Annotated in this window: 10 protein-coding genes; 6 read left to right on the top strand and 4 right to left on the bottom strand. The window is 71.1% G+C overall.

The window, feature by feature from the left end; all coding sequences use genetic code 11:
• Positions 1 to 63 precede the first annotated feature (63 nt).
• The 3 genes from ABZ930_RS06470 to ABZ930_RS06460 all read left to right on the top strand — a co-directional run bounded on the left by ABZ930_RS06470 (position 64) and on the right by ABZ930_RS06460 (position 6,523).
• Positions 64 to 4,386 carry a discoidin domain-containing protein gene (locus ABZ930_RS06470; RefSeq protein WP_361542418.1) on the top strand — a complete coding sequence of 1,441 codons (4,323 nt, stop codon included), beginning with the start codon at positions 64 to 66 and terminating at the stop codon, positions 4,384 to 4,386.
• A gap of 70 nt (positions 4,387 to 4,456) precedes the next feature.
• A complete protein-coding gene (locus tag ABZ930_RS06465; protein WP_361542415.1) occupies positions 4,457 to 5,392 on the top strand; it encodes a hypothetical protein in 936 nt (311 codons plus the stop codon).
• A gap of 96 nt (positions 5,393 to 5,488) precedes the next feature.
• Positions 5,489 to 6,523, top strand: a complete 1,035-nt coding sequence (locus ABZ930_RS06460; protein ID WP_361542412.1) for an aldo/keto reductase — start codon at positions 5,489 to 5,491, stop codon at positions 6,521 to 6,523.
• Between the two features lie 22 nt (positions 6,524 to 6,545).
• Here the strand turns inward: ABZ930_RS06460 and ABZ930_RS06455 are convergent, their stop codons facing one another.
• Entirely contained in the window at positions 6,546 to 7,388 is an 843-nt protein-coding gene (locus tag ABZ930_RS06455; RefSeq protein ID WP_361542410.1) for an alpha/beta hydrolase, read from the bottom strand.
• A 5-nt stretch (positions 7,389 to 7,393) separates the two neighbouring features.
• A complete protein-coding gene (locus ABZ930_RS06450; protein WP_361542407.1) occupies positions 7,394 to 8,011 on the bottom strand; it encodes a dihydrofolate reductase family protein in 618 nt (205 codons plus the stop codon).
• A 136-nt stretch (positions 8,012 to 8,147) separates the two neighbouring features.
• Here ABZ930_RS06450 and ABZ930_RS06445 point away from each other — a divergent pair, with 136 nt between their 5' ends.
• Both ABZ930_RS06445 and pgm read left to right on the top strand, forming a co-directional pair.
• On the top strand, positions 8,148 to 8,891 hold the full coding sequence (locus tag ABZ930_RS06445; protein WP_361542404.1) for a Clp protease N-terminal domain-containing protein: 744 nt from the start codon (positions 8,148 to 8,150) through the stop codon (positions 8,889 to 8,891).
• 63 nt (positions 8,892 to 8,954) lie between these two features.
• Complete coding sequence (gene pgm / locus ABZ930_RS06440) at positions 8,955 to 10,583, top strand: phosphoglucomutase (alpha-D-glucose-1,6-bisphosphate-dependent) (RefSeq protein WP_361542401.1); 1,629 nt, start codon at positions 8,955 to 8,957, stop codon at positions 10,581 to 10,583.
• On the opposite strand, the gene ABZ930_RS06435 is transcribed toward pgm, so the two are convergent.
• Positions 10,576 to 11,259, bottom strand: coding sequence for a phosphonatase-like hydrolase (locus ABZ930_RS06435; RefSeq protein ID WP_361542398.1), 684 nt, complete (start codon positions 11,257 to 11,259; stop codon positions 10,576 to 10,578). The genes pgm and ABZ930_RS06435 overlap by 8 nt on opposite strands.
• Before the next feature lie 9 nt (positions 11,260 to 11,268).
• Positions 11,269 to 12,066 carry a GntR family transcriptional regulator gene (locus ABZ930_RS06430; RefSeq protein ID WP_361542395.1) on the bottom strand — a complete coding sequence of 266 codons (798 nt, stop codon included), beginning with the start codon at positions 12,064 to 12,066 and terminating at the stop codon, positions 11,269 to 11,271.
• A gap of 127 nt (positions 12,067 to 12,193) precedes the next feature.
• Here ABZ930_RS06430 and ABZ930_RS06425 point away from each other — a divergent pair, with 127 nt between their 5' ends.
• Entirely contained in the window at positions 12,194 to 13,369 is a 1,176-nt protein-coding gene (locus tag ABZ930_RS06425; RefSeq protein ID WP_361542392.1) for a TIGR03364 family FAD-dependent oxidoreductase, read from the top strand.
• Positions 13,370 to 13,721: the final 352 nt, after the last annotated feature.

Below are 13,721 nucleotides of genomic sequence, written 5' to 3'. Positions count from 1 at the left end.
GATCCTTCACTTCACTCGCCTCATTCGCTTCACCGCGCCGGCGGGCGCGGGGACAGGGGAGTCATGATCGGACAGTTCGTGCCGAGATCCGGCAGACGCAGAGCGGGGGGTGGATGGCGTGCCTTCGCGGTGACGGTGCTCGCCCTCACCCTGGCGCTCCTCGGTCTGCCGGCTGTGTCGGCGCAGGCCGCGGGCGGGCCGAATCTCGCCGCGGGTGCCACCGCGAAGGCGAGCAGCGCCAAGGCGGACTACGGCGCGGGGAACGTCTCGGACGGCAACGCCTCGACGTACTGGGAGAGTTCGGGTTCCGGCTTCCCGCAGTGGGTGCAGGTCGACCTGGGGACGGCGGCGCGCGTCGACGAGGTGGTGCTGCGGCTGCCGGCCGCGTGGGAGAGCCGCACGCAGACGCTGTCGGTGCAGGGCAGCGCGGACGGGCAGACCTTCGACACCTTGAAGGCGTCGGCGCAGTACTCCTTCGCGCAGGGGTCGTCGAACACCGTGACGGTGTCGTTCGGCGCGACGCAGACCCGCTATGTGCGTGTCGTGGTCACGGCCAACTCGGGTTGGCAGGCTGCCCAGTTGTCGGAGCTGGAGGTGCACGGCAGCAGCGATTCCTCGGCGAATCTGGCGCGCGGCCGCACGTTCACGGCCAGCTCCGCGACGCAGACGTATCTCGCGGCGAACGCCGGTGACGGCAACGCCGCCACCTACTGGGAGAGCCAGAACAACGCGCTGCCGCAGTGGGTCCAGGTGGACCTGGGCGCGTCGGTGCAGGTGAACCGGGTGGTGCTGCGGCTGCCGTCGACGTGGGAGACCCGCTCGCAGACGCTGACGCTGCAGAGCAGCACGAACGGCAGCGACTTCTCGGACCTGGTCGCGTCGAAGGCGTACGAGTTCAACGCGGCGAACGGGCAGGCGCAGACGCTGACCTTCAACACGGTGACGACGCGCTATGTGCGGGTGAAGGTCACCGGGAACACGGTGCAACAGGCCGGTCAGCTCTCCGAGTTGGAGGTGTACGGGCCGACGAGTGGTGACACGACGGCGCCGTCCGCGCCCGGCTCCCTCGCGTACACCGAGCCCGCGACCGGGCAGATCAAGCTGACGTGGAAGGCGGCGACCGACAACGTCAAGGTCACCGGCTACGACATCTACGCCAACAACCAGCTGCGCGCCTCGGTCGACGGCGACACGCTCACGTACACGGACAACCAGCCCGCGTCGTCGACCCTCACCTACTACGTGCGGGCCAAGGACGCGGCGGGCAACCAGTCGGCGAACAGCAACTCCGTGACGCGGACCGGGGCTTCGGGCGACACCCAGGCGCCGACCGCGCCGTCGAACCTCGCCTTCACGGAGGCCACGGCGGGCCAGGTGAAGCTGGTCTGGGGCGCCTCGACCGACAACGTGAAGGTCACGGGCTACGACATCTATGCGAACGGTTCGCTGCTGAAGTCGGTGGCCGGTGACGTCACGACGTACACGGACACGCAGCCGCAGTCGGCGACGGTCACCTACACGGTGCGCGCGAAGGACGCGGCGGGCAATGCGTCGGCCGCCAGCAACTCCGTGACCCGCAACGGCTCGACGTCCAACGACGCGAACCTCGCGGTGGGCAAGCCGGTGTCGGCCTCCTCCTCGACCTTCACCTACGTCGCCGAGAACGCGGTGGACGACGACACCAGCACCTACTGGGAGGGCGCCGCCGGGGCGTATCCGGGGACGCTGACCGTCAAGCTGGGCTCCAACGCGGACCTGTCGTCGGTCGTGGTGAAGCTCAACCCGGACGCGGCCTGGTCGGCGCGGACGCAGAAGATCGAGGTGCTCGGCCGCGAGCAGAAGGCGTCGGGCTTCACGACGCTGGTGGCGGCGAAGGACTACTCCTTCTCCCCCGCGAGCGGCAACAAGGTGAGCATCCCGGTGAGCGGGCGCGTCGCGGACGTGCGCCTCTCCATCACCGCCAACTCCGGCTCCTCCGGCGGGCAGGTGGCGGAGTTCCAGGTCCTCGGCGCTCCGGCGCCCAACCCGGACCTCGTGGTCACGGGGATCACGTCGAAGCCGGACGCACCCGTCGAGTCGGACAAGATCACGCTGTCGGCGACCGTCCGCAACGCGGGCACGCAGGCCGCCGACGCCACCGACCTCGACTTCCTGCTCGGTTCGCAGAAGGTCGGCACCGCTTCCGTCGGCGCGCTCGCGGCGGGCGCCTCGGCGACCGTCAGCGCGGACATCGGGGCGCGTGACGCGGGCACGTACACGGTCGGCGCGGTCGTCGACCCGAGCGGCCTGGTGATCGAGCAGAACGAGGGCAACAACAGCTACACCAGCCCGACGTCGTTGGTCGTCAAGCCGGTGACGAGCGCGGACCTGGTGGCCTCGCCGGTGGCGTGGTCGCCGAGCGCGCCCGCGGAGGGCGACACGGTCAACTTCACCGTCGCCATCAAGAACCAGGGGAACCAGGCCAGTTCGAGCAGCGCGCACGGCGTCACGCTGACCGTGACCGACTCCGACGGCACGGTCGTCAAGACGCTCACGGGTTCGGCGAGCGGCGCGATCGCGGCCGGGAGCACCACGGACCCGGTCAAGCTGGGCAGCTGGACGGCGGGCAAGGGCAAGTTCACGGTGAAGACGGTGATCGCCGACGACGCCAACGAGCTGGCCGTCAAGCGCGCCAACAACACCTCGTCGCAGCCGCTGTTCGTGGGGCGCGGCGCCAGCATGCCGTACGACATGTACGAGGCGGAGGACGGCACCGCGGGCGGCGGCGCGAAGTCCGTCGGCCCGAACCGCACCGTCGGTGACCTGGCGGGCGAGGCGTCCGGCCGCAAGGCCGTCACCCTCGGCTCGACCGGTTCGTACGTGGAGTGGACGACGAAGGCGGCGACGAACACCCTCGTCACCCGCTTCTCGATGCCGGACTCGGCCGGTGGCGGCGGGACGAACTCGACGCTGAACGTCTACGTCGACGGCACGTTCCTCAAGGCCATCGACCTGTCGTCGAAGTACGCGTGGCTGTACGGGAACGAGACCGGGCCCGGCAACACGCCGAGCGCGGGCGGGCCGCGGCACATCTACGACGAGGCGAACCTGCTGCTCGGCACGACCGTGCCGAAGGGCAGCAAGATCCGGCTCCAGAAGGACGCCGCGAACGGGTCCACGTACACGATCGACTACGTCAACCTGGAGGAGGCCACCCAGCTGCCCAACCCGGACCCGGCGACGTACACCGTGCCGACCGGTTTCTCGCAGCAGGCCGTGCAGGACGCCCTGGACAAGGTGCGGATGGACACGACGGGCAAGCTCGTCGGCGTCTATCTGCCGGCCGGTGACTACGAGACGTCGAACAAGTTCCAGGTGTACGGCAAGGCCGTGAAGGTCGTCGGCGCGGGTCCCTGGTTCACCCGGTTCCACACGCCGTCGTCGCAGGAGAACACCGACGCGGGCTTCCGCGCGGAGGCGAGCGCCAACGGGTCGACGTTCGCGCACTTCTCCTTCTTCGGCAACTACACCTCGCGGATCGACGGTCCTGGCAAGGTCTTCGACTTCTCGAACGTCGCGGACATCACCATCGACGACATCTGGAACGAGCACACGGTGTGCCTGTACTGGGGCGCCAACACCGACCGGGTCACGATCAAGAACTCCCGGATCCGGGACACGTTCGCCGACGGCGTCAACATGACGAACGGCTCGACGGACAACCACGTCGTCAACAACGAGGCGCGGTCGACCGGTGACGACAGCTTCGCGCTGTTCTCGGCGATCGACGCGGGCGGCGCGGACGAGAAGAACAACGTGTACGAGAACCTGACGTCGCTGCTCACCTGGCGGGCCGCCGGTATCGCGGTCTACGGCGGGTACGACAACACGTTCCGCAACATCCTCATCGCGGACACCCTCGTCTACTCCGGTGTCACGATCAGCTCGCTGGACTTCGGCTACCCGATGAACGGCTTCGGCACGGGCCCGACGAAACTGGAGAACACCTCGATCGTCCGCTCCGGCGGGCACTTCTGGGGCGGGCAGACCTTCCCGGGGATCTGGATGTTCTCGGCGTCCAAGGTGTTCCAGGGCATCCGCGTCAACGACGTGGACATCCTCGACCCGACGTACAGCGGCATCATGTTCCAGACCAACTACGTGGGAGGCCAGCCGCAGTTCCCGATCAAGGACACGATCCTGACGGATGTCACGATCTCGGGCGCGCACAAGAGCGGCGACGCCTACGACGCCAAGTCCGGATTCGGACTGTGGGCGAACGAGATGCCGGAGTCCGGGCAGGGTCCGGCGGTCGGTGAAGTGACCTTCCACAACCTGAAGTTGAGCGACAACGCGGTGGACGTCCGGAACACGACGTCCACGTTCAAGATCAACCAGCTGCCGTAGCGCGGCGGCACGGCACGATGGGGTGGCCGGGCTCCTGCCCGGCCACCCTTCGCGTGTCCAGGAGCCGCCGATGCACCGCCGTCGCGCCACGTACGCCCGGATGTCCACCGCTCTCGCGCTCACCGACGACCGGCGGCTGCGCGCCCTGATCGACGGCGCGGAGCACGGCGGTACCGGGATCGGCGGGCGCTCGGGCGTCCTGGACGTCGACGGCACGCGCGTCTTCGTGAAGCGGGTGCCGCTCACGCAGCGGGAGTTGAGGCCGGAGAATCTGCGCTCCACCGCCAACCTGTTCGGCCTGCCCTCCTTCTACCAGTACGGGATCGGCTCGGCCGGGTTCGGTGCGTGGCGGGAGCTCGCGATGCACACCATGACGACGAACTGGGTGCTCGCGGAGGCGTACGACGGCTTTCCGCTGACGTATCACTGGCGGATCCTGCCGGACACGCCGCCGGAGGGGTTCCTCGACGGCCTGGGCGGGATCGAAGGGGCCGTCGCGTACTGGGAGCACTCCCCCGCCGTCCGCGTCCGGCTCGAGGAGCTGTCCACCGCCCGGCACAGTCTCGCGCTGTTCCTGGAGTACGTGCCCACGACGCTCGCGGAGCATCTCGCCGACCGCCCCGACACCGCGGCTCTGCGCCGGATCGTGCGGGAGCTGGAGCGGGGTACCGCCTTCCTGCGCGCCCAGGGCGTCGTGCACTTCGACGCGCACCTGCGCAATCTGCTCACGGACGGCGAGCGCGTCCTCTTCGCGGACTTCGGCCTCGCGCTGAGCTCGCGGTTCCGGCTGACCGGCGACGAGGCCCGGTTCCTCACCGGGCACCTGCCGTCGTTCGACCTGTGCTGGGCGCTGCGCCAGGTGCGGCGGCACCACGACGGGGTCGACGCGCTGCTCGCTCCCTACTCGGCCGCCCTGGAGGTCGTCGACGGCTTCGTGCAGCGGCTGACCGAAGAGGGCAAGCGGGCCCCGTACCCCGCCGAGGCCGCGACGGCTGCACTCCCATGACCTAAAGGAACCAGGGTTCCATTACTTCGCCCTCCCGTGCTAGCTTTGCGTCACGCCTTAACGGAACGGCAGAACCTTTAACGTGGAGGGGTCGACATGGAGTACCGACAGCTGGGGTCGTCCGGCCTGAAGGTTCCGGCGCTGAGCTTCGGAGCGGGAACCTTCGGTGGGCGCGGACCGCTCTTCTCCGCCTGGGGCGACGCGGGGATCGACGAGGCACGACGGATGGTGGACCTCAGCCTGGAGGCCGGCGTCACCATGTTCGACACGGCCGACGTGTACAGCGACGGAGCCTCGGAGGAGGTGCTCGGCGCGGCCCTGAAGGGACGCCGCGACCGGGCCCTGATCTCGACGAAGGCGGCGCTGCCCACCGGCGACGGGCCGAACGAGGCCGGGGTCTCGCGCTCGCGCCTGATCGGTTCCGTCGACGCGGCGCTGCGCCGTCTGGACACCGACTACATCGACCTCTTCCAGCTGCACGCCTACGACGCGAGCACTCCCGTGGAGGAAGTGCTGGCCACGCTGGACGACCTCGTGAGGGCGGGCAAGATCCGCTACACCGGTGTCTCCAACTACTCCGGCTGGCAGCTGATGAAGGGGCTCGGGGAGGCGGAGAAGCACGGGCGGCCGCGGTTCGCCGCGCACCAGGTGTACTACTCGCTCGTCGGCCGCGACTACGAGTGGGAGCTGATGCCGCTCGGCCTGGACCAGGGCGTCGGCGCGGTGGTGTGGAGCCCCCTCGGGTGGGGCCGGCTCACCGGGAAGATCCGGCGCGGGGAGCCGCTGCCCGCGAACAGCCGACTGCACCGGACGGCCCAGTTCGGGCCGCCGATCGAGGACGAGCACCTGTACCGGGTGGTCGACGCGCTCGACGACATCGCCGAGGAGACCGGGAAGGCGATTCCGCAGATCGCCATCAACTGGCTGTTGCGCAGGCCCACCGTCTCCTCCGTGCTCATCGGGGCCCGCAACGAGGAGCAGCTCCGGCAGAATCTCGGCGCCGTGGGCTGGGAGCTCACCGCGGAGCAGGTGGCGAAGCTGGACGCGGCGAGCGAGGCGAAGGTCCCGTACCCCTACTACCCGTACCGGACACAGGCCGGGTTCGCCCGGCTCAACCCGCCCGCCGTCTGACACGCCCGCCCGGCCCCGCCGTCTACGCGAGCGCGAGCATCGCCGCGGCGACCTCGTCGACCGCCGCGGCGGGGATCGCCGTGGCGGCCTCCTCCAGGACGAGCAGCCTCGCACCGGGGATCTCGCGCGCGAGCGCCTCGCCGTTGCCGACGGGGAAGAACGTGTCGCGACGGCCGTGGACGACGAGCGCCGGGACGTCGATCCCGGGCAGGCGCTCGCGCCAGCGGGGTGCGCAGTCGAGGCGGGCGAACACCGTGCCCAGCTGGTTGGCCGTCTGGAGCGCGGGCGCGGTGCCGGGTGTGCGGTCCCAGACGCGCGCGGCGACCTCGCGTGCGGCGACGGGATCGTCGCCCAGGATCTCCGCGCCGGTGGCCGCGAAGTCGGCCACCGCCTCGCGGTCGGCCCAGTCGGGCATCGGATGCCCGAACAGCCGGCCCATCGTCGCCCCGTCGTGGTCGGGGAGATCGTCGTCGGTCGGTCCGGGTGCGACCGCGCGGGTGCCGACCAGGGTGAGCGCCGAGAACGCGCCCGGATGGTCGAGCGCCGCCACCTGGGCGACCATTCCGCCGACGCCGATCCCGGCGAGGTGCGCGGGCCCGCAGCCGAGCGCCTTGGGCAGGGCCGCCGCGTCGGCGGCGAGATCGCGCAGGGTGTAGGCGGGCGCCTCCGGGTCCTCCGTCGTCGACTCGCCGCTGTCGCGCAGGTCGTAGCGGACCACACGGCGACCACCGGCGGCGAGCCGCTCGCACAGGGCGTCGGGCCAGGAGAGCATCGTCGTCCCGCCCACGAGCAGGACGAGCGGCGCGTCGTCGTCGCCGAACGACTCGACGCCCAGAGCGATTTCGTGGACATGGACTGTGGTCATGCGGATCACCGGAGGATGTCGTAGGTCAGATGGGTCGCGGTCGTTGTCGGGGTCACGCTCCGCCGGATCAGCTCGTGCGGCGCCGCGCCTCTGAACAGGGGCGTTCCCGCGCCCAGCACGACGGGGGCGAGGTGCAGTACGAGGACGTCGACCAGGCCGGAGTCGAGGGCGGAGCGGACGGTGGCGCCGCCGCCCATGAGGACGACGTCGAGATCCCTGCCGCTGTCCGAGGACGCCACCCGGGCCCTCTCGCGCGCGACGGTGACGGCGTCGGGCAGGCCGGTGGTGACGAAGGTCCAGTCGAGGTCGGTGAGGCGCACCGACGCGGGCGGCGAGCTCGTCACGACGACGAACGCGGGCGTGCCCGCCTCACCGGCGCCGTAGCCGGTCCTGTCGTCCCAGCCGTCCGGCCCGTCGACCACGTCGAAGAGGTGGCGGCCGAGGACGACGGCGCCCGAGCGCGCGGTCGCCTCGCGCAGAATCCCGCGGTCGTCGGGGTCGTCGGAGAAGGCCCAGGTGTGCAGGGCCTCGCCACCGGTACCCAGGCCGTTGGCCGGGCCGGGGTCGGGCCCGGTGACGAACCCGTCGAGGGAGACCGAGATGTCGGCGATGATGCGCGTCATGCCAGGGCAGACCCGATCCGCCACCCGGACTCATCGCTCACGCCCGGAGTATTCGGTTCCCGGGCGCTTCGAGGCACCCGTCAGGGGGTGTCAACTGAAGGTTGACACCCCCTGACTGTCAACCTAGGGTTGCCTCATGACGAATCCATCGGATGCCGCCAACCCCGCGGGCATGACCCCGTCCGTCCGCCTCGACGACCTCATCGACGCCATCAAGAAGGTCCACACCGACGCCCTCGACCAGCTGCAGGACGCGGTGATCGCGGCGGACCACCTCGGCGACATCGCCGACCACCTCATCGGCCATTTCGTGGACCAGGCCCGCCGCTCCGGCGCATCCTGGACCGACATCGGCAAGAGCATGGGCGTCACGCGCCAGGCCGCCCAGAAGCGCTTCGTACCGAAGGGCTCGGAGAACGACCTCGACCCGAGCCAGGGCTTCAACCGCTACACGCCGCGCGCCCGGAACGTGGTGGTGTCCGCGCAGACCGAGTCGCACGCCGCGAAGAACACCACCATCGGCACCGCGCACCTGATCCTCGGGCTGCTGCACGAGCCGGACAGCCTCGGCGCCAAGGCGATCCGCGCGCAGGACGTGCTCCTCGACACCGTGCGCCAGGCGGCCACGGCCAAGCTCCCGGCGGCCGCCGAGGAGTCCCCGGCCCTCATCCCGTTCGACGCGGAGGCGAAGAAGGCCCTGGAGCTGACGTTCCGCGAGGCGCTGCGCCTGGGCCACAACTACATCGGCACCGAGCACATCCTGCTGGCGCTGCTGGAGCAGGAGAACGGAACGGGGGTGCTCTCGGAGCTCGGCATCACCAAGGAGGCGTCCGAGGCGGACATCACCGCGGCCCTCGCCCGACTGACCGAGGAAGCCTGAACCCACAGGAAAAACCGAGGTGGTCCGGCCGGGCCCCATGGACACGAGTGGGAAACTGCTTCCATGACTGACCGCTCAGGAACCCCCGCCCGGCCGGACGACCTCGTCGACATCGACGCCCTCGTCGACGCGTATTACACGAGGGAGCCCGACGTCACGCGCCCCGAGCAGCGTGTCGTCTTCGGCACGAGTGGCCACCGCGGCTCCAGCCTCGACGGCGCCTTCAACGAGAAGCACATCGCCGCGATCACCCAGGCCATCGTGGAGCACCGCACGGCCGAGGGCATCACCGGCCCGCTGTTCATCGGCCCCGACACGCACGCCCTGTCCGGGCCCGCCCTCAAGACGGCGCTCGGCGTGCTCGCGGCGCACGGTGTGCGCGTCATGGCCGACGCGAACGGCGACTTCGTGCCGACGCCGGCGCTCAGCCACGCGATCCTGCGCTGGAACCGCACCGCGGGCAGCGGCCCGGACCGCGCCGACGGCATCGTGATCACGCCGAGCCACAATCCGCCGCGTGACGGCGGCTTCAAGTACAACCCGCCGCACGGCGGTCCCGCCGACTCGACGACCACCGCCTGGATCGCAGAGCGCGCCAACGAGCTGCTCGAGGAAGCCGGTTGGCGGGCGGCCTCCGGGGACGCGTCCGCCTGGGAGCCGTACGACTTCCGCGAGGCCTACGTCGAGGACCTGAAGGACATCATCGACGTGGACGCCATCCGGTCCGCGGGCGTGCGCGTCGGCGCCGATCCGCTGGGCGGGGCGAGCGTCCACTACTGGTCGCGCATCGCCGAGATGTACGGCCTCGACCTGACGGTGGTCAACCCGAAGACCGACCCCACCTGGCGGTTCATGACGCTGGACTGGGACGGCAAGATCCGGATGGACCCGTCGTCGGCGCCCGCCATGGCCTCCGTCCTCGCGCGCCGCCACGACTTCGACCTGCTGACCGGGAACGACGCCGACGCGGACCGGCACGGCATCGTCACGCCCGACGCCGGCCTGATGAACCCGAACCACTACCTCGCCGTCGCCATCCACTACCTGTTCAGCCACCGGCCGCACTGGTCGGCGTCCGCGGCGATCGGCAAGACCCTCGTGTCGAGCGCCGTCATCGACCGGATCGCCGCCTCGCTCGGCCGTCGTCTGGTCGAAGTCCCGGTCGGGTTCAAGTGGTTCGTGCCCGGGCTCGTCGACGGGTCGGTGGCCTTCGGCGGCGAGGAGAGCGCCGGGGCGAGCTTCGTCCGCACGGACGGCAGCGTGTGGACCACCGACAAGGACGGCATCCTGCTCGCGCTGCTCGCCGCCGAGATCCTCGCCGTGACGGGGAAGACGCCGTCGGTGTACTACGCCGAACTCGCCGCCGAGCACGGGGCGTCGGGCGCCGCCTACGCGCGGATCGACGCCAAGGCGACCAAGGAGCAGAAGGCCCGGCTGGCGAAGCTCACCGGCGACGCGATCACGGCGGACACCCTTGCGGGCGAGCCGATCACGGCCCGGCTCTCCGAGGCGCCGGGCAACGGCGCGGCGATCGGCGGGGTGAAGGTGACCACCGAGAACGCGTGGTTCGCGGCGCGGCCCAGCGGCACGGAGGACGTGTACAAGATCTACGCCGAGTCGTTCCGCGGGCCTGAGCACCTCGCCCAGGTGCAGAGCGAGGCGCAGGCGATCGTCGACGCGGCGCTCAGCTAGCGGCCTCGGGCAGGCCCGGGACGTCCGCGACGCTGTTCACCACGTAGGTGTGCGGGTGGGCCTCGAGCTGCTCACGGGTCAGCTGGCCCGTGAGCACGCCCACGACCACACCCGCGCCCGCGTGCGTCCCGGCCTCCAGGTCGACGGCCGTGTCACCGGCGACGAGCACGGAGCGCACGTCGAGGATCCCGCACTTCTCCATCGCGCGGTGGATCATGTACGGGGCGGGGCGACCCCGGCGCACCTCGTCGGCGGTGACGACGGCGTCAAGGGTGCCGCCCTCCCCGACGGACCAGCCGAGCGAAGCGAGCAGCGGCAGCGCCACGTCGGCGCTGAAGCCGGTGGTCAGCGCGATCCTGACGCCGCGGGCGCGCAGCTCCTCGAATGCCTTGTCGGCGTGGGCGATCGGCTCCGGCGGCACCTCCTCGTACCGCTCCTTGAGGAAGGTACGGAAGACCTCGTACTGGCGCTCCACCAGCTCCGCGTCGGGGGTGCCGCCGCCGATGCGGACGAGCGCGGCGATGGCCTCCCGCTTGTCGGTGCCCATCCAGGTCTGCAGGTCGGCGGGGGCGACGGTGACGCCGGTCGCCTCGACGGCGTGGCGCAGCGCCTCGTAGACGGCGCCGTGCTCCTCGATCGTCGTTCCTGCCATGTCGAAGACGGCGAGTTCTATCACTGGGTGTCCTTAGGCGTGGGGTGGGGCGAGCGTGGGGTGGGGCGATGTGTCGTCGGAGCCTTCTCTGGCCGCGACGGTGCGGCCCCCGACGGTGTTCTCGATGGTGAAGGTGGCCATCGAGGGCAGATAGCGGTCGTCCGCGTACTCGACGGGTGTGCCGTCGCGGGTGAACGCCAACCGCCGTACGCGCAGCAGGGGTTGACCGGGGTCGATGCCAAGGAGGTCGGCGTCCTGCGGCCCCGCGGCGATCGCGTCGATGGTGTGGCGGGCGTGGTGCAGGTCGACGCCCCGGGCGATGAGGGCCTCGTAGACGGAGCCCGCGTCGGGGTCGACGGCGAACAGGTGGACGCCCGCGTCCAGCAGGAACGTCGAACGCTCCACCATCGCCGGTACGCCGTCCAGCTTGCGCAGCCGGATCAGGTCGACGACCGGCTCGCCCTCGTCGAGACCGAGCCGGGCCGCCGCCTCCGCTCCCGCCCGGCGGCGGGCGACCTCGACGGTGAACTGGCCCGGAGCGCGTCCGATGGAGCGCGCCCACTGGGTGAACGACATGAGCGAGGCGAACGGCTGGGAGGGGGTGACCCTGCGGGCCACGGGCGGCTTGCCGCGGCCGCCCACAAGATGGCCCTCCGCGCGCAACTGGGCCAGCGCCTGACGCACCGGCCCCCGCGAGGTGCCGAACTCCTCGCACAGCTGGGCCTCGCTGGGCACGGGCTGCCCCTCGGGCCACTCCCCCGCCTCGATCCGGCGCCGGAACTCGGCGCCGAGCCGCTGGTGCAGCGGCCCGCTCTCCGCACTTGTCTTCACAAGTCGAGTCTTACAGTTCCGCCTCGAGCAGGACAAGGCCCCACTTGATCTCCGGCTGGTAAACACTCGGGAAACTTGTATAGACAGCTCTTGCTGTCGGCGCCCGGACCTCCGCAGGCTGGGCGGCATGAGCATCGCAACAGCACCATCCCCCGCCGCGGACCTGCCGCGCGGCCGCAGCGACCTCGTCGTGGTCGGCGCCGGCATCGTCGGTCTCGCCCATGCCGTCGAGGCGGTGCGGCGCGGCCTGAGCGTCACGGTCGTCGAGCGCGACAGGCGTCCGGTGGGAGCGTCCGTGCGGAACTTCGGCCACTGCTGCGTCACCGCGCAGGAGGGCGAGCTGCTCGGGCTCGCGGAGCGCTCGCGCACCGGCTGGCTGGACGCCGCGGGGCGGGCGGGGCTGTGGGCACCGGAGGCGGGCGCCCTGGTGGTGGCCCGGTCGGCGACGGAACTGGCGGTCCTGGAGGAGTTGCGCGACGCGCGCGGCGCGGACGCGGTGCGGCTGCGCACCAGGGACGAGGTCGGGGACGCGCTGGGCCGGGCCGAGGACGCGCGCGACGACCTGGTGGGCGGCGCCCTGCTCCCGGCCGACCTGCGGGTGAACCCGCGCGAGGCGGCGCCCCGGCTCGCGGCCTGGCTGGCGGAGCAGCCCGGGGCGACGGTGGTGTGGGGCACGAACGTCACGGGGGTCGGGGAAGGCACCGTGCGCACCGCCCGCGGCGACGTCCACGGCGAGCGGATCCTGCTCTGCGTCGGCCACGACCTGGACCGGCTGCACCCGGCCGAGGCGGAGGCGCACGGGATCGAGCGGTGCCGTCTTTCGATGGCACGGATCGAGGCGCCGGAGGCGTTCCGCACGGACGCGGCGGTGCTGACGGCGACCTCGATGCTGCGCTACGACGCGTTCACGGCGACGCCGTCCGCGGCCGCACTGCGGGCCGAAGTGACCGCGCACAGCCCCGAGTTGCTGGACGTGGTCGCCAACGTGATGTTCACGCGGCTCCCCGACGGCACGGTCCTGGTCGGCGACTCGCACGCGTACGACACGACGGAGATCCCCTTCCAGGACGAGGCGACCTCGGCGCTGCTGCTGCGTGAGGCGGCCCGGGTGCTCGGCGTGCGCGAGGTGCGGGTCACCGAGCGCTGGCAGGGCGTGTACGCGAGCAGCCCGCGCGGACCGCTGCTCGTCCGCGACGTCGCGGAGGGCGTGCGGGCGATCTCGGTCACCTCGGGCGTCGGAATGACCCTGTCCTTCGGCCTGGCGGCGGCAACCTTCGACGGAGATCTCAAGACCACGGACTGAGGCAGGACTCGGGGGCCCGGGGAGGACGCCCTCCCCGGGCCCCCTTCGCGCGGGTGCCACAGGATCCGAGGGTTGATCAAATCTTTGCCGATGGCCGGATCTACCCGGTCGCCCCAGGCAACCATCACCCACACCTGCGCACACTGCGGATTTGCGAAGGGAATCGACCGCTTTACCTTTTTGACGCACGGCCGAAACCGACGGGGTGACCCCGTTCGCCGCGTTACGGGCACATTGACCCGCCCCACCGCCATGTCACACGCTCGACATATAGATGCCGTGTACAACCGATTCGGTCCCGGTGGCGCTCCCCCCTGCTTTCCCGCAGGTCACACCGGCCGCACCGGAACGA

The sequence above is a fragment of the Streptomyces sp. NPDC046716 genome, from assembly GCF_040645755.1.
Classification (GTDB): Bacteria; Actinomycetota; Actinomycetes; order Streptomycetales; family Streptomycetaceae; genus Streptomyces.
The sequence above is the reverse complement of the archived record's forward strand: the minus strand, read 5'-3'. Positions and strand labels throughout refer to the sequence as shown.